This window comes from Paenibacillus sp. FSL M8-0142 (assembly GCF_038597315.1).
GTDB classification, from domain to species: domain Bacteria; phylum Bacillota; class Bacilli; order Paenibacillales; family Paenibacillaceae; genus Paenibacillus_AQ; species Paenibacillus_AQ lactis.
Window position 1 is genome coordinate 3521506 of sequence record NZ_CP152008.1, and the last position, 20928, is coordinate 3542433.

Sequence of the window (20928 nt, forward strand, 5' to 3'; positions counted from 1 at the left end):
CACGTGTAGATTCTAAGAAGTAAAAATTTGAAGTTATTTTTATTATAATGAATTTTGTTCCAGTGTATAGATTAATTATTGGGTTTATTCCTGAAAACAGCCGTTGTTAAGTTTCCAAGCTCGAGCAGCGGAAAATATTCATACGTAACCAACCACGTCATCGGAAAGAAGAAAAACACATCGAATTCGTGTACTCGATGTGTTTTTTAATTGAGCTCGAAGCGAAAACCTGCCTTCGCCAAAGAGGATTACCTATTTCATTTTCCATGGAACCTGGTCTTTGATTGATTGTCTTCTATTGATTGCGAAGAGCCTTTGCATCGCGAAGTAAATAACCCGCAGCCTCGGCAGCTATATGTTTTCTTTTCTGTGCATGAACTTCTTGAATGAAACTGCTAAGGTTTTGCTTTTGTAATTTCTTCAGCAAACTGTTGGCGATGCCTTGGTTGTCAATCAAACCCACGTCTGCGAAACGGTGAACTAACTCCCCAAGCGTCTCGTAACTTGTGTTGACTTGAAACTCAATAGACTTTGTTGCAGCATTCCCTGCCAGATCAAAGGCCGTTACTGTAAAGGTATGTGTTCCAAGATCAAGCTTGTACATTGGGATATCACTTACAGTGTTTAGCACTTTCCCGTCCAGCATTACTTCTGTTTTCTTATTGTCGATTCCGGTCAGGCTGTCGGAGAGCTCAAATTTCGGTTGAAATATACCTGTGTTGTATTCAGATGTGGCAACACGATGGATCGTAATTTCAGGAGCCGTCCAATCGACGGTAACGCTGCTGGCAGCCTTATAGTTCCCATCCTCCGTCGCTGCCGTAATGACTGCTTTCCCTTCCCCTACTGCTGTCACCAATCCGTTATCGTCAACCGTAACGACCTGAGATTGATCCGTACTCCATGAAATCTTTTTATTGCTCGCGTTGTCAGGCTCAATCGTGGCGAGTAACTTAGTTGTGCGATCCGACAAAGAATTAAAGGTCAACGCTGGTCTATCGAGCGAAATTCCTGTGACGGGTACGGATTCAGATGAATAGCTAACAATAAGCTCATTAAGCGCAATGTTTCCCCATATCCGATTCGCATCGTTAACCTTCAATCGAAGTTTATAGGCGTTAACCGTTGGAAAAGTAACCGTATGCCGTTCTTTGGTGCTGTCGTTCAGCTTCCATTCAATCCTTGCATTGGATAAAGCCGTGTTCCAGCTGCTGCCATCGTAATACTCAACATCGAAACGAGTAATCCCTTGGCCAATGCCGAAGAAGGTAACCAAAGTGACTTCGTTGACGGGCACAGCATTTTCGCCATAGTCTAGCGTGATATAACCTGGAAAGCTCACATCACCCGTACTCCCCCACGCCGAGTTTAAATTATTGTCGATAATATTGGCAATTGTGCCTGCTCCTGTAGCAAAGGTCGTGCTCACCATGTCCTTGGATAAATCCGGATTGTTGTACAGTTCTAGCTCGTTCAGGGCAATACGTCCCGATTGGCGGTTCCCCTCATTTACTTTCAATCTTATTTTAGAAAATCGAGTGAGCGGGAATTCCACGGTTTTGATCTCGTCCGAGCCATCATTCATATCCCAAGTCAGGTGAATATTCGCCCGAACTGGAATCCATGCAGAACCGTTACTATATTCAAGATCAAAATTCGTGATTCCCATTTCTGTACCGAATCTTGTATTTAACTTCAATTGGTTGGCAGAAATCGTTTGATCACCGAAATCGAGCGTGATGTAGTTCGGAAATGAAGGTGAAGGATCCGTAGACCAAGCAACGTCATAGTAGTTATCGTTGATGTTTTCTATGGGCTGCGAAGTTGATGTTGCAAAGGTCGTACTTGCAGCAGCCTGTGTAGCTAGATTGTCAACTGGCGTGCTATCGGGCCGTTTCGGAACAATGACGATCGGATCCGGCATATCTCCCGCTGGAGGAACGGTACCGCCGTATTCGTGGGCACCAATATCGGGAGCCCCATTGTATAATGGATTGCCGAAATAATCCCGCCCCCCATTATCGTGAATGCGAATACCTGCGCCGATTAGAGGCGAATTCGGTTGCAATTGGTACCCATCTACGGTGTCCATACCGTTGCCGCCGCTTCCGGGATCCACGAACCTTGGGTCTCCGGTCACCGCATGCGCATCGGCCTGTACCAGCGTGTTCCCACCGTAATAAGCGTTATAGTCAAACGTTTGGCCCGTCAAATCCCATCCTTTATCACCGACACTGTAATACACATTGTTATAATTATGAATGTTGCGTGGAGCACCTGAAGCCTTGGTGAAATAATCGCTCATGACCGGATTGCCTGATGATTCTCCTACGTAAACGGTATTGTTGTAGTTGTAGACATTATCAATCGAACCGCTGTACCTGAAGATACTTTTTCTATCGTTTTGACTGATATTATACCTAACGATCGTATTGATCGTGTAATAGGTATCGTTAACAAAAAGCAAAAAGCCGCCGGCGTTATCATGGCTGTAATTATATTGGACGAGCGAATTGATGTTCCCTGCATCCACGTCGAAGCCATGGCCGTCTTCTGCGCCGTTAACGCTTGCAAAAGATTCGTTGAATTGAACGAGATTATTGTCCGCATAAGCCCACCAAATCGAAGCATTCGTGGCCAGGTAAGTGGCTTGCTGCACCGTGTTATGCTCGACAATCGCTCCATCGGTAACATTCCAAGCAATCCCGCCCGTGGCGGCTCTAATGACGGTATTGTTGGCAATTTTCACTTGGGTAGACGGCGTCCACGGCCCGTAAGGCTTCGGTACCCAAGGCCATAAATCGCCCATCCCATAGCGCAAAATGCAGTTAGAACCTATGAAAATCCCATAGGCATCCACATCCGTTAATGTATTTCCGTCAATGAGAATATCGTTAAACGCACTTGGCGTATTCGACCCGACTGAATCGAAAATAATTCCGCCGGAACGTGTGGTATAGGAACCATCAACATCATGGATGTTCATATTTTTAATATGAATATGATTCAGTATGCCCGCTTCCTCATTTAAGATATAGACACCTCGTCTTTGTCCCCGCGGATTCTCCCAATCCCGATCAAAAGGCAATGGCGAGCTGTTGGTCACCTCCAAATTGTTGATTTCCCAATATTGCTGGTTTTTCAAAAAGACGGCTTCAAGTTCGGTCGTTACACCGGCGATTAACGGCTTACTGCCGGTTCCGTACATATTAATAATGATTGGCCGTCCGTTCTCGCCGGAACCTTTTGGCCACAGTCTGCCGTTCCAGCTCTCCCCGGCTTTAAACAAAATCTTGTCGCCTGGAGAAAAAGTAGTCGCATTGACCTTATCCAGCGATCTCCATGCAGCGTCTTGACTTGTGCCGCTATTCTTGTCGTCTCCTCCGGTGCTGTCCACGTAATAGGTCGTCCCTGCAGCATCCGCCGGTTCAGGCAAAGCGGTGAAGAAGGTACAGAACAAGGAGAAAATCGAAACCATGCAAATCACTTTTTTCATATACCTTGGCCTCAAAGCATATCATCCCTTCATTTTTTATTTATGTAAAATCAACTATATAAGTTGAACAAAATGAATGGATCGATGTCAGGGCATGTACGTAAAATGTTCCTGCAATCGCTGTTGGTTTCAGATTTCTTGATTGTATATAAGCTAGTACAGTAGAAATCTGAAACCAAAGGCGACCGTTCCACTTTTTCGGAATCATTTTACTCCCTTGCCTGCGTCGTATTCTTATAATCAACTTATATAGGACGTTACATCTTGAAGTTTTGGTAGGACTCTTCGTTCACAACAACCTGCGCATCTGCAATTCGCGTGCGCACATACTCTTCATATCTGTGATCAATGTAATCTCTTAGCACCTGTTCCTTGATCTCATCAAATGACAGGAAATTCGAGTCAGCCTTCTCATTTTCAATACATTGAATTAAATGAAAATGGCCGTTTTCTTCAATAATTCCGCTAACTTCACCTATTTGAAGCTTTTCGGCTGCTTGAGCAACCGGACTCCTAGCGTTATGTCTGTAACTATCCAGATTGTATGATTGCTCCGTAACTTTCCCCTCATGACCGAGTTCTTTGGCTGCTTGCTCAAATGACAATCCCGATGCAATTTTCCCCAGAACCGCATTCATTCTCTTCTTTTTCTGACGTTTGAGCTCCTCATCGGTACTCAGGTTAGCATCAAGAAAAGACAAGGATATTTGCTGCACCTTCACAGTTGCCGGCGCTCTGTACAACTTATCTTTTTTGGTCTCGTAGAACGTTCTCATTTGCTGTTCAGTCGGCTTCCATTCCTGATCCATCAGGCGGTTTTTGACGGATAAAATGGAATTTCCCATCACATATTCTAAATAAGCCTCCTCGGTGTATTGGGCGGGTCCGAAAACCACTTGGTTATTTTTGATGGCTTTTCGTCTTCTCTCGTTTTCATGATTGAGATTTTGTAAGAAACTGTCGTAACTGATCTCAGGCAGCACTCCCTGCTCCTTGGCGATGATTTGCTGAATTTTTAGACTCACGCTATTTTCCAGTGCCTTCTCTTTTAACAACTCCAGCGGAATTTCTCCTCCGAAGGAAGTGGTCCAAAATGTGGCCGACTGCCCAGCATCATATTTCTCGTGGAAATAATGGATGATCCCGGATTTATTGGCATGAATCGCTCTTTGAAATTCATTTGCATGGATCGGAAAACCATCGACTGTTGCGATAAAATCGTCTTCTTGATTTGCCTTCGAAGGTTTCTGTTTCGCGTTGATCGTTATAGACATGAAGACTAAGATGAATATCACGGCCGTGAACAGCCATACTAGGCTGCTTTTATTAGGTGTCAAAATACTCATAAGCATCCATCACCTTTCACGTACTTGAATCTGGTCCTCGAATAACCACGCTGATGCATCCAAGCACCTCCAAGTTGATTTGTTAAGCGCAAAGTGTTACTTCTGCTTCATGTGGTTTCATTATAGGCCCAAAAAGAAAGCGCTATCAATTTCGTGTTTTTTACAATAGTTTCACTTTTTTTACTTATTTGGTGTTTTGGAAGCTCTTCGGCCAATATGTATTGCTGATTGAAAATCCCTTTTTGGATTTTTGCAAAATACGCATCGCACCAAAATAACCCCGGAGGTCAACCACTCTGATTAGGAAGTGATTGGCATCCAGGGCTACCTGTGTGTTTATCTGTACCAGAGATATTACCTCAGCAATGGATCGGGCCTAGATATCCCCCACCTGATTCACTTTGGCAACCGACAAGTACACACTGGCCACGCCGATTAGACTCAGCACGCCATATAGCATATCCGTATTTAGTGTAATATGAAGCAGTCCGGTGAAGTTAGGGAACTGCGCAAGAAACACGGCGCAAATCACGGTCGGAATCACTGCCCGCTTCCATATTCCGAACAAAAACAGCGGAACAAAGCTGATCAGGGCGACAACGACGGAATGAACAATCGATCTGACCGTAAAGGCCATGAAGTCCTCCAGCGTTGGCTGTCCATGTATCACGTCGAATATCTGATCAATCACATAGGTGGTGATCCCGGACAGGACAAAGGATACAAGCGTGCACAGGAAAACCGCCAGGAAGATAAAACACACTTTTGCCATAACCAGCTTCTTTCGGCTGATCGGATATCCAAAAGATAAAGACATCGTTTTATTCTTATATTCTTCGATAAACACATGATTTATCATGGAAGCGCCAAACAGAAGAAGTCCCATTTGAATCGGCAGCATCAGCTCTAACGCATTTGCATAGCTTTTTGAGAAATCCACAAAAGCCATATCAGCAAAGATAACTTTTATAAAGAAGGTTGGTAAAAACATAATAATTACCCAGTAGACAATCACTTCACCAATAACTTTTTTTTGATCTAATTTTCTCCACTCGAGCTCAATCAGTTTAGCCAACCTTACCGCCCCCTTGGATTTGATGATAAAAATAGTCCTCCAGCGTACTCGTATGCTTCTGGATCTCCTCGATTTCAATATCGTTCGATATCAACGTCTTTGAAATGTCGCTTGTGGACCGGTTCATATCATATATACGGATCCTTGTGTCCTTTACGATTTTGATATTGGAAATTTGAAGATCATGCTCAAGCAAGTAGACCGTTTTCTGTACATTCGAGGTTACCAGTTCGATATAATCGGTACGCAGCTTCTGTATGTCCGCCAGTGCCACTTCATTTACCAGTTTCCCTTGCTGGATCATCCCGATTCGGTCAGCCATCTGCTCAATCTCGCCCAGGATGTGACTGGAAAGAAGAAACGTGATGCCGTATTCCTTGTTTAACATCCGGATCAATTCCCGCATATCTTTGATCCCGATGGGATCCAGCCCATTGGTGGGTTCATCCAGGACAATCAGCTCTGGCTTCGTAATCATGGCGCGGACGATCCCGAGCCGCTGCTTCATGCCCAGCGAGAAATCCTTCACTTTCTTGTCATCAATCCCGTGTAAATTGACCATATCCAGCGCTTGGGAGATTGCCTTTCGATCATAAAAGCCCAGATATTCGCAGTGGATCCGCAGGTTCTCCATCGCCGTTAAATGCTCGAAAAAAATCGGATACTCGATGATGCTTCCTACTCGCTTTAACCCGTCCTTTGCTGATTCCGTAAGCTTCTTGCCAAATAGCATAATCTCTCCGGATGTAGGGATGATGAGCCCGGTGAGCATTTTCATAATCGTCGTTTTACCGGCACCGTTCGGTCCGAGTAAACCGTAGGTTTCTCCTTTTTTTACTGTGAGATTAACGTTCGAGGTAATCGTTTTGCCTTTTACCGTTTTGGTGAGCTCATGGGTTCGAATGACTTCATTCATGCGAGCTTGATCCTCCCGTCTATAATCGTTCTTTGGATTACTTCTATCCTAAAGCAGAGAATGGATGATTTTTCTTACTCATTCCTTACAAGTTTCTTAAGTGAGGCTGGAATCAAATGTTGCATTCTGTAGTTCGTAAAAAAGAGGCGTTCAGACCGAACACCTCTCTTGGGAAGGACTAATATGACACTTGTTTAAAAACGCACGTAAACATCGTTTTCTCAAACGGTGTACTCGTTAACTGAATCGAACCCTTCATGGCCTCCGTTAAACGTTTCGAGATGCTTAAGCCCAGCCCGCTTCCCTGGAATTGCGGATTTCGGGCATCATCTAGTGTGTAGAGTCTTTCAAACACGCGGTCCTGGTGGACTTCCGTAATCCCTTTTCCGCGATCCCACACATCGACAGCAACCGAATCTCCATCTTCCCGAAGAGTTAAACCAAACACGCCTCCGTCACTCCCATACCGGATCGAATTGGATATTAAATTGCTCAATATTCGATGCAGCGCTTGCTCATTGCCAAGTATGTAAAGGGGACGCTCCGGAATATCAAGCTCCACCCGAAGACCTTGGGATATCAACAGCTCATAAAACTCAAGCACGCTTTGGCGGCAAATCTCATTGAGGGAAATTTTGCTGAGCGGGATTTCATAGTCTTCCGATTCGATTTTTACAAGATCAAAAAATTGGTTAAGCAATGCAACCAGACTGTTCACCTTGTCGTTGAGCCGCTGGATCATCTGCTTCCGTTCTTCTTCGGTGATCGATTCGTCATGGTTTAGCTTCTCGGCATACCCCAGAATAACCGTCAGGGGCGTCTTCAAATCATGGGACATGTTGGATATCATTTTCTTCAGGCTATCCTTGGTTCTGGCGTAATCCGCAATCACTCTTTGGTTGTAATCCAGAAGACGGTTCGTTTGGATGAGCAAATGTTGAACCGCTGGCTGGTCGGTTTGGAGCAACACCTTCTCGGCGGTTTGGTGTTCGATGATGTCCGCCATTTTGTTCGATATTTCCTGGATGTGCCGATTCCAATTTCTTCGGGAAACATACTGCCAAATATTCATCAGGAGCAGAACAGCAATCAACGCGCTTAGAAAAATAATCATGGTTACCCACCCAATTTATATCCGATTCCCCAAACAGTGCGAATAAATTGCGGGTTTGACGGATCATCCTCGATTTTTTCACGAAGCCTGCGGATATGAACGTTAATCACATTTTCATTCCCGTAATAATCATCTTGCCAGACAAATTGATAGATTTGCTCTTTCGTGAACACCCTGCTCTGATTTGTTAAGAACAGTTTCAAAATATGAAATTCCTTGAGGGTGAGTGTTATGTTCTGACCTCGGACCTGTGCAGTAAACGTACTTAAATCGAGGATGAGGTCCCTAAAATGAATCCGATCCTCTATTGGCTGACTTTCGGTCCGTATATATTGGGTTGCCCTGCGAATGGCAGCCTGCACTCTGGCGGTCAGCTCGATCATGGAGAACGGCTTGCTTAGATAATCATCTGCGCCAAATCCAAGTCCAAGCGCCTTATCGAGGTCGCTTCCCTTTGCGGAAATAATCACCACGGGAACGACGCTTTTTTCCCGGATCCGCTTTAGAACGTCCATGCCATTAACTTTAGGGAGCATTAAATCCAGCAAGACCAGGTCAAACTCTTCCTTGTCAATACAGGATTCCGCTTCCTCTCCGTCCATTGCAATAAGCACTTCATAGCTTTCCTGTTTTAAATGGCTTTCAATCAGCTGGCTGATTTCCCTATCGTCTTCGATAAGCAGAATTCGCTTCGGCATGTTACTCCCCCCAGGCACCTCTATACATCAATCGATCTTTGGGAACCCGCCGTAAAGCCCGGATTCGCTGCTCCCTCATCATTTAGCAAAAGCCATCCTGCAGGGATGGCCTTTAAATCCTGAAATATAAATTGAAATCAAAAAACGATGTAAATAGCTAAGTCTTTCCAAATGATAACAAAATGGAAAAAGTAAGTCTAGATTAGTTATGTTTATTCCATGAAATCGTTATTTCAGGGCTGCATAAGATCTCGCGATTTGGTGCAATGTAGTCATGCAGAGACTATAAAGATACAACTTGGAGGGAACCTAATGGCTACAAGCAGACAGCATCAAGAAGCGCATGGAATCGGACAAATCGAAGACCAGTTAAATGATCAAATGGAAGCAGCTGAAGAAATCCAAGGACAATCGAAGCTGGACCGAGAAATCTATAAAGCCGCTCGCCGTGATTCGGATCCATTGAAAGACGTTTCGAAGTAAACAGAGTCAGTCTGCAAATCCAACCCTATTCATTGAAATAAAAAATCCCATCTGGAGATCCTGATGGGATTTTTTTAGAGCTAAATTTCGAGATAAAAGTACAAATCCCGACTTTACGTGGGGGATGTACTTCCTATGAGCAATCTTTTAGATCTTAAGGCATCTATCAAAAAAGATCCAACCGTATTTACGACAGAAGGTCAATAATATTTGAGGCTTCAACCTTCTTAACGCTTCCGGCAGACACAAACCATAAGCGGACTATCGGCTTGGAATACACTTTTATCAAAATTTCCGTACATCTCTTCAAGCGTAAATCCGTTATAATATAATAAACTTTCAAGTTCTTGTGGATAAAAGTAACGAAGTGCAAAATTTTCTTCGGTTACCGTGACATCAGTCCCGGCCTTCCATCTCCGATTTGTAAACTTATAAAATTCCAACTGATTTCTATGATCATACTTGCGAAGGTACGTACTGCTGCATTGAAATCCTTCCTTATCCTCCCATGAACCTGAATCCCTTTCCGAATCATCGTCCACCGCTAAGCGCGAAAGAATGGGGTTGCGCGTTTCGAATGCAAATACGCCGTTTTGATCCAGATGTCTATGAATGCTTCTAAGCAAACCATCCACCGATTCTCTATCAAGAAAATGCTGGAATGAGTTACCGGTTGTGAAAATAAACCGGTACGTCCTACCCAATTCAAATTGTCTTGCATCAGCGTGGACCCAATTTATTGAGACATTTAGTTCGGCTGCCTTTCGCTTTGCAGCTTCTAACATTTCATACGTAATATCTATCCCTGTCGTATCATGGCCATGTTGAGCCAAAGGGATTGTCAGTCTCCCTGTCCCGCATGCAACATCCAATACAGGGCCGCCGTAAAGATTGCCTAGGTCCAAGAAAAACTTGCCTTCCATGGTCTCATCCAAATCATTCAGCGCATCATAAGCTTCCGCGTCGCGATAGCCTTCTAAATTATCGAATGGTAACAATGAGCCGCTCTCCTTCCCCGATGGTTCAGCTGATCAAGGATTGATTCCATGACCCCATCCCCCCTTTCGGATTGCTTTACTAATATTAATTGCATACACATAGAATAGGCGGTTTCCTTGACTGTTTAAAGGAATAGAATGTATTTAATGGTTCTATCCACCCAGACCTGCATAGACAAATTGGGGAAGATCTAGTCCATTCGGGTTAACGCCGACAGAAGGCCTGTGTTACCTTATCTCTTTAAGAATATATGCCGATATCGTTCGCGACCTCGATTACGGTGTTGTGCGATATCCTCATTTCCAGTCCCTGTCATCAAGTGCGCTAAAAGATTATTTTTACATGGCTTCTCTTTGTTTATCTCAGCGATGCTGGTACTTTTACCCCGAGGAGCTTGCCCTCCGCCTGGATAATGATCATACCGTTTGTCATTAGCGTGGATTCGTGTAAATCCGCACCCGTTTTTACTCTAAAAACCGGCTTCGCCGTCAACAAATTGATGCCAAGTAAAGTACCATTACGTTGAGCCCGATATATTCCTTTCCCATACACGTCAATCTGGGCAGCTGGTGCATCGCTGTTCCATCCAATCACTCTGCCATTCACAAGTTTGGAACCGGCCAATCCGCCGGTATTTCTGTTCTTAAAAATCAGCCGTTCCTGCTCGAGCCCGATCAGCTCCCATTCTTCCCCATAGGGACGTTGAAACGTCCGTAGAGGAGCTAAGCCTGTTTTATAGGTATCAAAATGGTATTCGGCCACTTTATCGCCTTGATCGACATATAACTTCCCTCCGGTCATAAACGAGCTACCTCCACCATACTGATATGGCGGTTCTCCCGACAGTTTCCAGTTATATTCGCGAGTACCCTTCTTTTCACCGGTTTTCAGGTTAAACACATTGACGATCAATTTGCGGTCCGGCAGCGACTGATAATCAAACAACAGTGGCGAGTAATAATCAACCGAATAGACAAGACCGTCTTTGATTTGAAGCGCTGCTCCCTGACCGAAATCCTCCCATAGCTTCTTCCCCGTCTTCTTGTCATAAGCATTCAGTTGGATGGACGTGAGCGCGCCTTGGACAAGGAAAGTCCGAAGGACGACGCCATCCGCCTCATGTAAGTAATCTGTTCCGTTACCTTCTCCCGCCGGCTCGTTCATTTTCCAATGCAGCTTACCCGTTGCCTTATCCAATGCAAAGGTCATGCTCCCTTTGATCGCATACAGCGTGTCGGATGTCGGCACCAATGCCTCTGTTCCGTAACGTGCATCAATCAAGATGGATGTCTTCGACTGCCACTTCAATTTTCCAGTTTTCGCATTTACGGCGTAGGGCCTTTGATCTGCAGTTAGACCATAAATAACGCCATGATCATATACAAGATATGGTTTCAGGTCTTTGCCGTAGCTCCAAAGCCGTTTACCTGTCTTCGCATCGATTGCAATCAGCCTGCTCCCGGCGAATGTGAACACCTTGCCCTCTTCGGCAACGGCATGGCGTCCTGAATAGGCCTCGTCCATTTTGAGATAGTTGTCCACCTGAGCCGTCCAGGAAGGTTTCAGCTCGGGAACAGTGAGCACGGAAGAAGGATGCCAATTACGGATCGAAATATCTGCACTTTCTGCGTTCGCCTGCGAAGGTAGTATGGACATTGCGCCATGGATTGTAAGGGCTCCAGCGGCAATAACCGCGATTAGTCGCCGGAGCCGTTGAGGGCTTTTTTTGTTCGTTAATCGGTTGTTCTTCATTTTACGCATACGTGTCCTCCCATAGGTAACAGTTTCTTGTCACTAGACAATAAAACGCTTCATTAAAGGGAAAGGTTACATCCGAGTACCTTGATTTTATCTTCTATCGAACACTTACGATCTTCATCCCATACAACTGATATCTCGAAGGTTCCTTTTTCAAAGAAGAGAGGCAGTCTACCGCAGATATTTTGAGCCGCCATTTGGTTTACCTCCATCATCTCGTTGACCTCTTATTTCGATAACGGGACGATATCTCCTGCAGTCCAGGTCTTGTAACTCTATGAGAGGATGTTTTGGGGTTTTGAGTTGATGATATCTCCGTCTATAAAAGGATGAACAAGTCCTTGAGGGGGTGTTGCCTCAGCGTTATTTATAGAAGACTTAAAGACGTTGACTTTATATATGGCCCCACCTATAATCTACTTAAATTTTTTCCCACGATGGAACCGGAAAGGAGAGAACAATCAACAACAATCAAATGGCTTCTCGAAATTGTCCATATAAAAGGAGGAAGTTCATGAATTCCTGGATAAAAAAAACGGCCATCCTGTTCGTTTATTCCATGAGTGTAAGCTCGCTTGCGCCTCTTGGCTCTGGATTCGCCCAGAGCACCCCCGAGATGGTCTCCAATTCCTCACCCGTCATTAACAACGCGGGCTTTGAAGACTTGGGAAATGGCAGTGAAATTCCGGGCTGGACCTATTATTGGTCACCACTGACGGACGAATATTCCATCTCGGTCACGGACTCCAAAAGCTACGAAGGCAACTATGCTTTAAAGATGGTCGACGGAGGACCAAAATCACTGGGATTAATCAGTTCTTCCTTTCCGGTCACGGAAGGAACCAGCTATGTCTCCTCCGTGAAAACCTTGCTGGAACAGGGCTCGGTGGCGATGATTGTATACTACTACGATGCTAATCATAAGGAAATCAGCAACAGCCGCGCCTCCCTATCCTCCGTAAGCAGCGATTGGTTGGATCTTACGCATGAAGGCGTCGCTCCTCCCGGTGCCGTTACAGCCAAGATCATGCTGTACTCCGGAACTGCCGGGTACAGTACCGCCTATTTCGACCATATGACGGTGTCTGCGGCCACAGCAGCAGATGTACCCGTTGCCTTCGGAGATCCGATTGATCTGGGAGCAGCGACGATAACGGTCAAAACCAGCGGGGCTGCGATGGCCAATGGTGAGGTTTACTTCGCAACCAACGGAACGCCTTCGACTTTTTACGCACTGGATGCCGCAACCGGCCAAGTCCTCTATTCCTCTCCGGTTCAAGGTGTGAACACGGTGTATGGTGTAGTATCCGGTTCCGACGGCAATGTATATCTATCCGGCGTGGAGAACGGCATGCTGTATTGTTATTCCCCTGCTGCGAAAATGTTGGAATCCGTAGGCGTCAATCCGTCGGAAAAGCTGGTCTGGGATTTGGCGGCCACCTCGGACGGCAAAATTTACGGTGCAACGTACCCAAACTCCAAAATCTTCGAGTATGATATTGCCTCCAATCAATTCCATGATCTCGGAAGCGTTCGAGAGGATGTCATGTACGCCCGCGGTATTGGGGTGACAGACCGTTATATCTATGTCGGGGTGGGAAACCCTGCTTATTTATACAAGATTGATCGACAAACAGGTGAAAAATCTGAAGTGAAGCTTCCGAACTCCGGAGCCAATGACATGATCGCCGACATCTGGTCGTATAATGGAAAGCTGTTCGTACGTTCCGGCGCTACTACCCTGTTTATTTTGGATGAAGAGAGCGAAGAAGTGCTTCAATCTCTCCCTTGGCCTTCACCAACCCGTTTTGACAGTATGATCTCTCCTCCTTCGCCACTAGACCGTGATCTGGTGTATTTCCGGAACGTGGTGAACAGTGAACTGGTGACCTATAATACGGCGACCAATGAAATTATCCCTTTAGAGGGTGTCGTTCTGCCAAATTCAACGGTCCGGGCCTATGATTGGGTCACTCCGCAAACCGGGCGTAAAGCCGGCAAAACCTTGCTGGCCATGGTAACAGAAAAGCTGGAATACGTGTTGTTTGATCCTGAAGATCAGTCGGTGGAGACCATCATGCCTGAAATTGAAGCCGAAGGCATTGATATTCAGAGCCTGGAGATGGGGCCGGACGGGAAACTGTATATGGGAGGCTTCCATACAGCCTTATCCATATTTGATCCAAAATCCAATGCCTATGAGCTGCAGGAACGTGTCTTTCCACAAATCGAAGGGATCGGATTTTTAAACGATAAAATATATTTCGGCACCTATGGAGGTGCTGTCATCTACAAATACGATCCATCCCAGCCGTACAAGAAAGACGTCAATCCTTCGCTCGCATTCAATATTGAGGATGGTCAGAGCAGGCCGTTCGCTTTCGCAACTGGCGAGGACCAGCTGTTCATCGGAACAATCGCCGACTATGGTCTCGTTAAAGGGGCTTTGACTATGTACGATGAACCAACCGATACCTGGACCACCATTCCGGATATTGTGGAGAATCAAAGCGTGATGTCCGTTGCCTATAAAGACGGACTGGTCTATGGAGGAACAACGATCCATGGAGGCGGTGGCTCTACCCCCGCGGCTTCGGAAGCCAAAATGTTCATTTTTGATCCCAAAACCAAAAGCAAAGTCAAGGAATTCTCTCCTGCGATCCCCGGCATGGCATCACATCAGTTGATCGGTGACCTGAAGGAAGGGCCAGACGGCCGCTTGTGGGGTGTGACTTGGGGGAAAACAGCGTCAGGAACCACCGTATATTCCGTGTTCGCCATGGACGCAGCTTCACAGGTGATCGAAAAGAGCAAGCTGCTATATCCGAATACTCCGTCCGGAAGTACATGGAGACCTTATTTTCTCCGTTTTGGCGACGATGGTCTGCTCTACACCACGGTCGGACGTACACTAACGGTTATCAATCCGGAAACGATGGAATCCAAAAAAATAGCCGACAACGTCCATCTCATGACCTTGGCAGAGGATGGTGGAATCTATTATGCGGAAGGCTCCCATCTCAAGAAGCTCCCTGTCGCATTGAAAGAAGTCGCATTGAAGCTGGATACGTCGGTGCTCACTGCTGGAGAGCAGGCACAGCTTGCAATGAGCGGAACCCTGTTTAATGGAAAACCCGCAGACTTGGCTCAAGCTTCGATCAACTACACGAGCTCTGACGAAAGCATCATCACCGTGTCCGATTCCGGTTCCATTCAAGCGATCCGTGCAGGAAGGGCTGAAGTTCAAGCCGCGGTTGTTCTGAACGGTGTCAGCGTCCGTTCCAACTCGGTAGTGGTGGAAGTCCGTGCAACAGCGGAACAAGTGATGGAACAGCTTCAACAGGAATTCAATCTTCGCGCCGCTTCGGGAGAGATTCTGAAACCGCTTGAGAATCAATTGGCGAACAGCCTGAAGCAGACCGAACATCATTTACTCAAAAGACAAGTAGCCCAGGCCATTCACCATCTTGAGAAATTCACCCGAGATCTTGAGGATCCGAAAATGAATGCGTATATCACTCCGGCCGCAAAGGAGGCATTAGAGCTCCAGGCAGCCGAGCTGCTGGATACTTTAAATCAACAGCTGGACAGCTGAGAATCGGTGCTAAAAATAAGCCTAAACAGCGTGTACCGCAAGGTACACGCTGTTTGCGTTTCGTTTCGAAACCCGTATAGGCTTCATGCCTCGTTCACCGAGCAGCTTGTAACAAGGGGTCGTTATAAATGCTTAATCCGCGAGCGGTAACGATCAATATATGCCTGATTGTGTTCAAAGCCGCCCGAGATATTGCCGCTTACATATATTGGCGGTTCAATCCCACGATCGATCAGCTTCTCGGCAACGCTAGTCATCACCATATTCAGAATAATACTGCCAATGGCCGTTGACCCCGACGCCATTTTAACCCCCGATGATGGCAGCTCGACCAGCGCATCTCCATGCGGCATATGATTGTCAATGACCAGATCGGCTATATCCCGAAGTCGATGACCCGAATGGTGGCGGGTTTCATCGCCGGAATAAGCGGATGAGCATAAGGCAACAACTTTCAGTCCCTTTGCCTTGGCTGCCATTGCCATTTCTACTGGCAGACTGTTTATTCCGGAATTGGAAATCACAATAATAACTTCTCCGGGATGAACGATATAGTTATCCAGAATATGTTCGGCATAACCGGACATCCGCTCCACCTTAGAGCTTTTAACTGCCCCCTCATGCAGCATGATGCTAGTTTCGAGGATGGCATTTACCGGCACCATTCCTCCGGCTCTATAAAAGAAATCCTCCACCAGCAAATGTGAATGACCACAGCCAAACAGGTGCAGCAGCCCATCCTTTGCTATGGAATCGGCAATCCATTCTGCAGCCTTGTTTATGGACTCGCTTTCTTCACGCGTAATAAGTTCAATATGATCCATCATGGTCGAGACAAATTTGTAGGCAAGCATATGGTTTTCCCCTCCCTGGTCACATTTCTTATTGATGATCAATCGTTGAAGGTTACCCGAATAGATGTCAGCAAGTTCCGGTTTATAGATTCATTTCGATCTTGAATTTGTATCGGTCACCCCTGTATAGAGATCGGACAAATTCCAGCGGTTTATCTGCACCCTCCGTGTACGTGATTCTTTCAATCAGCATTGCAGGCTCATGCGGTCCGATCTCCAATATGCCCGCCTCATCGGGGTAAACGCTTGCAACTTCGATCGTTTGGATCGCCTTTACCAGCCTGATTCCGCAAACCTCCTCCAGCTTCTGATAGAGCGATACGTTCTCCATATCCATACCATAAAGCGGCTTTACTTGATCGTATCGCAGGTAGGAACGTTCAAGCGCCATCGGCTCTCCGTCTGCGGTGCGTACCCTTACCAACTCGAGCACTTCCTCATCAGCATCCATCTGCAGCCGGGAAGCAACCTGCTTGGTTGCCGGGATCACCTTCATCGACACCACCAGTGCTCCCGGAACGATTCCCCGATTCTCCATATCCTTACTGAAGCTTGTCAGCGAAGTCAAAGGCTGTTCAATTTTCGGCTGTGATACAAACGTGCCTACGCCACGCTGCCTGTATAGAAGCCCTTCCTGGACCAACTCGTTGATCGCTTGGCGAACCGTCAGTCGGTTGATCTCAAACTCTTCTGCCAGCTCCCGTTCCGACGGTATTAATTGCTCGGGTATATAATGCCCGGTTGCGATTTCGTTTCGCAAATACTCCTTCACTTGAAAGTAGAGTGGTATCACGCTGTTCTTATCAATGACACTCTTCTTTTCTTTCATCGCATCATCCACCTCCAAACATCTAGAGATATAGTTGTCTATACCAGTTGTTATGGAGAATTATAAATATGGTTGTTTATGCTGTCAATACATTCTATAAAAAAACAAAAGCCGCCTACCTGGCGACTCATGACACATGTATGATTTTGTAACGAAAACCATGATGATTAGTCTTGCAAAAATGTTACTATTGTTGTTAACGCCTTCAGCCAGCGGAGTCAGTAGAAATCACTTCCCGCTCTCCAAACCGTGTCACCTCCGCTGTTATGAAAACTCAACTTAATAGTCCAGCAGCCGACCATGATCATGCCATGAACCGTACATTTTGTTTTCTCTCGTGTTTTCTATGAATTTTTCTAGTCTGCTGCCAAATAATTCCGGCTGATTTTTGACGCTTTGGATCGTGTCGATCCGAACTCTTTTATATAATTCTGGGAATGCCATAAAGTTCTCATAGACTAACTTCTCCTCTTGTATCCTTTGCTCAATAACCTCATCTATTTTAAAAGAATCGGGGTCCATATCGGGAAGTACCCGTCTTCCTTCCTCTCTCATGAATCCCAGCTTTTCGAGTCGGCGGACTCGTTCTTTATTCAATTCCGTCCAGGAGCTTTTTTTACTTCGGGGTGACAATCTCTGCGCTAGCCCAGTTTCAGAAATTTTCTTCTTGACGCTATCGATCCATCCAAAGCACAAAGCTTCTTCGACCGCATCCAAATACAGCAGCGTTTCGGGATTAGGTTTCATACCAACGATGACCCAACAGCATTTCTCTGTCTTGCTATGTGCCAGCAGCCATGCCCTCAATTCTTCTCTCGAATTTCCCGAAATCAGATTTTCTATTTCCATCAACCCTTCTCCTTTCTAAGCATGATTAGCATAAAACTGGTCGCGTCTCTACTCTTAGAATTATCGGTCTTTTCAGATAAATTAAATCCATCCATGTATGGTAGTTATGCAGTTCTACGGGATGGTCCATCGTTTCCCTTCCTCTCCTTTTACCTTCTTTCGTTGTGGTTAACTTCCTAGTTCTAGAATAAAAAAAGATATATGACAGCTTACCGTCATATATCTTCATAAAATTTGAGAACATTGGGAAACCGTTCTTTCAATCCGGCTTCCATCAACCAGAAACACGGGGATTAGTCGGGTCGCAGTTCGGGCTCTTTATTTCACCCAAATCGGCCAGCTTGGACAGATAGTAGCATTCTTCACGATACATATGGTCAGGCATTAACGGGTTAATCCGATCCAGCACCTCCCCGGTTAATTCAAGCTCCTCAAGCTCCGATAGGAAGTGCATGAACACCTTCATTTCCAGGTCAATATCCGCATGGAATTTGTGCATAGCCGGAAATTCCTTAAGATGGGTCCGTAAATAACCGACCATTTCAACGGCTTTCAGATAAAAGCCTTCAAAATCCTTCTGGAACGCCATGCTTTTCGCAATCAAGGACTTCTCCGCAAAATCCAAATCGGCCGCGATGCTTGCCGCATGACCAAAGGCATCCTGAAGCCAGAGCAGATCGTGATGCAAGGCATGAAAACGGGGAACGCCGCGTCCTTCAAGAAGCGATTCCAGAATTCGCTGGTACTCCTCCAATTCGTTCACCATATGATTCACGAAAGATGGAGTCAGAAGCAGGTCTATCTTGCCTGCGAGCTGACGTTCCAGCAGATTCAGCTTGAACTCGCGCAGTTCATGCACAGCATGACTGGCCTCTTGCGTCAGTTTGTCGATGAACGCAGATGCATCCGGTCGCCTAGCCTCGCCGAGCAGGGCATCGAAGTTGTCTCTTAACCGTTCAGCAATCGCAACATCCGTTTTTTCCTTCGGTGAAAGTGCAGTAAAAATAAACCGGCAGTGGTCGCAAAGAATCTGCAGCCAAAACCGGTGTTCATACAAGGGGTCACTCATCCGCCTTGCCTCCTCCCGCAGCCTTTATTCTCCAGAAATATATGCAGCTGCAGGCGGAGTAGACCAGAGAGCGCCGAAACATATGGAAAAAGCTCTTCCTACGTACCGCAATGTTGCATATTCTTATGCAGGGTTATTTGTCATTTGGATTTTCTAGTGAGGACTAGCAATAATATATAGATATAATAGATTGCACTTAAAGCAAGTATGCTGTAAAACAATGCGGTGACCGACGTTGGTGCCCACACTTTAATAAATCCCCAAGTCACCCCTCCAAGCAGCATTTTCGGGGCCTTGATCAAGAGCAGGATAACAATGGTTACGAATAATGTGTGCAAGTTTATCCATAAAGCTCTTTTTAAATTGAAAGGCCTATAGATTCGTTGTTTTCGGATTGTCATTGAAATGACTCTAACCGATAGAAACAGGAGCAAAACTCCTATAGCCGCAATAGCAGCCAAAATATAGGTTAATATCTGATCCAATTGCTGATAGCTGTCGGCATGGCGGTACGCTACTTCTCTGCCTTCCCATATATCCATAACTCCCTGTCCAATGGCTGTTGTATAGCTTGTTTTCATATTGGCCAGGATCGCCACACCTACTTGTTCGTCAGGCTTCAATATGAAATAGGAGCTGAACGTCGGATTTTCGCCGGCATGAAGGAGATATGTTTGTCCTGAGCCATGTTCAACTCCCCATCCTGCAGCATAATGCGTATTCTGGTCGAAGGGCTCAACGGAAAGATCGGGCTCGTGCGATTTTTGAATGAGGTGCTGGTCCATCTCGCTTGTTGAAATATGCCCTAATTGGAGATGTAACCATTTTGCGATATCGTTTGAATTGCTGATGATATAACCGGCAGGGATGTTTCCTCTGTATACAGGTGCGGTGTAAGCTTGTTCCTTCATAAATCCTAGTTTATAACCGGTAGCGATTACCTCGGATTGAAGCTGATGCAGCCCTACGTAGGAGTCCTTCATCCCAATCGGATCAAGAACATGCTGCTTTATGTACATGTCAAAAGGCTGTTTAGTAACGCGCTCAATTACATATCCCAGCACATCGTAATTGATGGTCGCATACTCAAATGAGCTGCCCGGTTTTCGGTTTAGCGGCTGATCCACCAAGGTTCTAACCGTGAGCTCAAGCGCGTTATCGGCTTTGCTTGCAGGAATCTTGACGATGGTGTTTGAAGCAATCCCGCTTGTATGATGCATCAACTGATCTATTGTGATCGTTTGAGGCTCTCCATTATATTTTAACTCTAACCAGGGAATATAGGTCCGAACATCATCGGTTCGCTTTAATTGTCCCTTCTGTTCCAGCTGTAAGATAGCGAGTGCCGTAAAGGCTTTGGTCGTGGAGCCGATTTCAAACAATGTATCGGGTGTGACTTCGCTTTTGGTTTTTACGTCTGCATAGCCAAATCCTTTTTGATATACGGTTTTTCCCTTCTCTACAATGACAACCGAGAGTCCTGGAATTTTACTTAGATCGTGTTGTTCTTGAATAAAACGCTCGATTTGATGAATCCGATCATTGGCTTCGGCACGAGCGATGCTGGGGATTGCTGCGGACAAGAGCAGACAGACAACAAGAAAAAACATACAGCTTTTAGGAAGGGATGATCTACGGGCTAGTTCTTTTCCTTTAGGATTTTCCAAATGGCTTTCTCCTCGCTTTATATTTAATAAGCTTAATATAAAGCGAGATTCCAATACCGTGCCATCGATTGACATGACAATCTTCGGGTGGAGCATGACAAATCTGTCACTTCCTCTACCAGCTTTCCCTCCGAGCTAGCTTGTGTTAGTAGACTGATAAATTGTATATGAAATAATTAA

Annotated in this window: 15 protein-coding genes; 2 read left to right on the top strand and 13 right to left on the bottom strand. The window is 45.7% G+C overall.

Annotated elements, in window-relative coordinates:
- Window positions 1–295: 295 nt before the first annotated feature.
- From NSQ46_RS16295 to NSQ46_RS16320, 6 genes are all read right to left on the bottom strand, one after another.
- Complete coding sequence (locus NSQ46_RS16295; RefSeq protein ID WP_342574007.1) at window positions 296–3496, bottom strand: discoidin domain-containing protein; 3201 nt, start codon at window positions 3494–3496, stop codon at window positions 296–298.
- 257 nt (window positions 3497–3753) lie between these two features.
- Window positions 3754–4842, bottom strand: a complete 1089-nt coding sequence (locus NSQ46_RS16300; RefSeq protein ID WP_342574009.1) for a peptidyl-prolyl cis-trans isomerase — start codon at window positions 4840–4842, stop codon at window positions 3754–3756.
- A gap of 376 nt (window positions 4843–5218) precedes the next feature.
- Window positions 5219–5917, bottom strand: coding sequence for an ABC transporter permease (locus NSQ46_RS16305; RefSeq protein ID WP_007131923.1), 699 nt, complete (start codon window positions 5915–5917; stop codon window positions 5219–5221).
- A complete protein-coding gene (locus tag NSQ46_RS16310; RefSeq protein ID WP_007131922.1) occupies window positions 5910–6833 on the bottom strand; it encodes an ABC transporter ATP-binding protein in 924 nt (307 codons plus the stop codon). Before NSQ46_RS16310 ends, NSQ46_RS16305 begins: the two co-directional genes overlap by 8 nt.
- 178 nt (window positions 6834–7011) lie before the next feature.
- Complete coding sequence (locus NSQ46_RS16315; RefSeq protein WP_342574012.1) at window positions 7012–7947, bottom strand: sensor histidine kinase; 936 nt, start codon at window positions 7945–7947, stop codon at window positions 7012–7014.
- A gap of 2 nt (window positions 7948–7949) precedes the next feature.
- Window positions 7950–8645, bottom strand: coding sequence for a response regulator transcription factor (locus tag NSQ46_RS16320; RefSeq protein WP_007131920.1), 696 nt, complete (start codon window positions 8643–8645; stop codon window positions 7950–7952).
- A 312-nt stretch (window positions 8646–8957) separates the two neighbouring features.
- Here NSQ46_RS16320 and NSQ46_RS16325 point away from each other — a divergent pair, with 312 nt between their 5' ends.
- Window positions 8958–9128, top strand: a complete 171-nt coding sequence (locus NSQ46_RS16325) for a hypothetical protein (RefSeq protein WP_342574015.1) — start codon at window positions 8958–8960, stop codon at window positions 9126–9128.
- 227 nt (window positions 9129–9355) lie between these two features.
- Here NSQ46_RS16325 and NSQ46_RS16330 read toward each other — a convergent pair whose 3' ends face one another.
- Together NSQ46_RS16330 and NSQ46_RS16335 are read right to left on the bottom strand one after the other, a co-directional pair.
- Complete coding sequence (locus tag NSQ46_RS16330) at window positions 9356–10126, bottom strand: class I SAM-dependent methyltransferase (RefSeq protein WP_007131918.1); 771 nt, start codon at window positions 10124–10126, stop codon at window positions 9356–9358.
- Between the two features lie 358 nt (window positions 10127–10484).
- A complete protein-coding gene (locus NSQ46_RS16335) occupies window positions 10485–11888 on the bottom strand; it encodes a PQQ-binding-like beta-propeller repeat protein (protein ID WP_342574018.1) in 1404 nt (467 codons plus the stop codon).
- A 511-nt stretch (window positions 11889–12399) separates the two neighbouring features.
- Here NSQ46_RS16335 and NSQ46_RS16340 point away from each other — a divergent pair.
- Complete coding sequence (locus NSQ46_RS16340) at window positions 12400–15480, top strand: hypothetical protein (RefSeq protein ID WP_342574020.1); 3081 nt, start codon at window positions 12400–12402, stop codon at window positions 15478–15480.
- A gap of 122 nt (window positions 15481–15602) precedes the next feature.
- Here NSQ46_RS16340 and NSQ46_RS16345 read toward each other — a convergent pair whose 3' ends face one another.
- The 5 genes from NSQ46_RS16345 to NSQ46_RS16365 form a co-directional block, all read right to left on the bottom strand.
- The gene (locus NSQ46_RS16345; protein ID WP_007131914.1) at window positions 15603–16334 is read right to left on the bottom strand and encodes an SIS domain-containing protein; all 732 of its coding nucleotides are present in this window, start codon (window positions 16332–16334) and stop codon (window positions 15603–15605) included.
- 82 nt (window positions 16335–16416) lie between these two features.
- On the bottom strand, window positions 16417–17163 hold the full coding sequence (locus NSQ46_RS16350; protein WP_007131913.1) for a GntR family transcriptional regulator: 747 nt from the start codon (window positions 17161–17163) through the stop codon (window positions 16417–16419).
- A gap of 279 nt (window positions 17164–17442) precedes the next feature.
- Window positions 17443–18012 (bottom strand): YdeI/OmpD-associated family protein, encoded by a 570-nt coding sequence (locus NSQ46_RS16355; protein WP_342574023.1) that lies wholly within the window; start codon window positions 18010–18012, stop codon window positions 17443–17445.
- A gap of 274 nt (window positions 18013–18286) precedes the next feature.
- Complete coding sequence (locus NSQ46_RS16360; protein ID WP_342574024.1) at window positions 18287–19081, bottom strand: DUF2935 domain-containing protein; 795 nt, start codon at window positions 19079–19081, stop codon at window positions 18287–18289.
- Between the two features lie 140 nt (window positions 19082–19221).
- Entirely contained in the window at window positions 19222–20691 is a 1470-nt protein-coding gene (locus NSQ46_RS16365) for a serine hydrolase domain-containing protein (RefSeq protein WP_342577003.1), read from the bottom strand.
- Between the last annotated feature and the right edge of the window lie 237 nt (window positions 20692–20928).

What these genes read in the sequence shown, in the direction of transcription:
- NSQ46_RS16345 (WP_007131914.1), bottom strand. Translation starts at nt 16,334, where the DNA reads ATGCTTGCCTACAAATTTGTCTCGACCATGATGGATCATATTGAACTT.
- NSQ46_RS16365 (WP_342577003.1), bottom strand. Translation starts at nt 20,691, where the DNA reads ATGTTTTTTCTTGTTGTCTGTCTGCTCTTGTCCGCAGCAATCCCCAGC.
- NSQ46_RS16335 (WP_342574018.1), bottom strand. Translation starts at nt 11,888, where the DNA reads ATGCGTAAAATGAAGAACAACCGATTAACGAACAAAAAAAGCCCTCAA.
- NSQ46_RS16350 (WP_007131913.1), bottom strand. Translation starts at nt 17,163, where the DNA reads ATGAAAGAAAAGAAGAGTGTCATTGATAAGAACAGCGTGATACCACTC.
- NSQ46_RS16325 (WP_342574015.1), top strand. Translation starts at nt 8,958, where the DNA reads ATGGCTACAAGCAGACAGCATCAAGAAGCGCATGGAATCGGACAAATC.
- NSQ46_RS16315 (WP_342574012.1), bottom strand. Translation starts at nt 7,947, where the DNA reads ATGATTATTTTTCTAAGCGCGTTGATTGCTGTTCTGCTCCTGATGAAT.
- NSQ46_RS16340 (WP_342574020.1), top strand. Translation starts at nt 12,400, where the DNA reads ATGAATTCCTGGATAAAAAAAACGGCCATCCTGTTCGTTTATTCCATG.
- NSQ46_RS16360 (WP_342574024.1), bottom strand. Translation starts at nt 19,081, where the DNA reads ATGAGTGACCCCTTGTATGAACACCGGTTTTGGCTGCAGATTCTTTGC.
- NSQ46_RS16295 (WP_342574007.1), bottom strand. Translation starts at nt 3,496, where the DNA reads ATGAAAAAAGTGATTTGCATGGTTTCGATTTTCTCCTTGTTCTGTACC.
- NSQ46_RS16300 (WP_342574009.1), bottom strand. Translation starts at nt 4,842, where the DNA reads ATGAGTATTTTGACACCTAATAAAAGCAGCCTAGTATGGCTGTTCACG.
- NSQ46_RS16310 (WP_007131922.1), bottom strand. Translation starts at nt 6,833, where the DNA reads ATGAATGAAGTCATTCGAACCCATGAGCTCACCAAAACGGTAAAAGGC.
- NSQ46_RS16320 (WP_007131920.1), bottom strand. Translation starts at nt 8,645, where the DNA reads ATGCCGAAGCGAATTCTGCTTATCGAAGACGATAGGGAAATCAGCCAG.
- NSQ46_RS16355 (WP_342574023.1), bottom strand. Translation starts at nt 18,012, where the DNA reads ATGGAAATAGAAAATCTGATTTCGGGAAATTCGAGAGAAGAATTGAGG.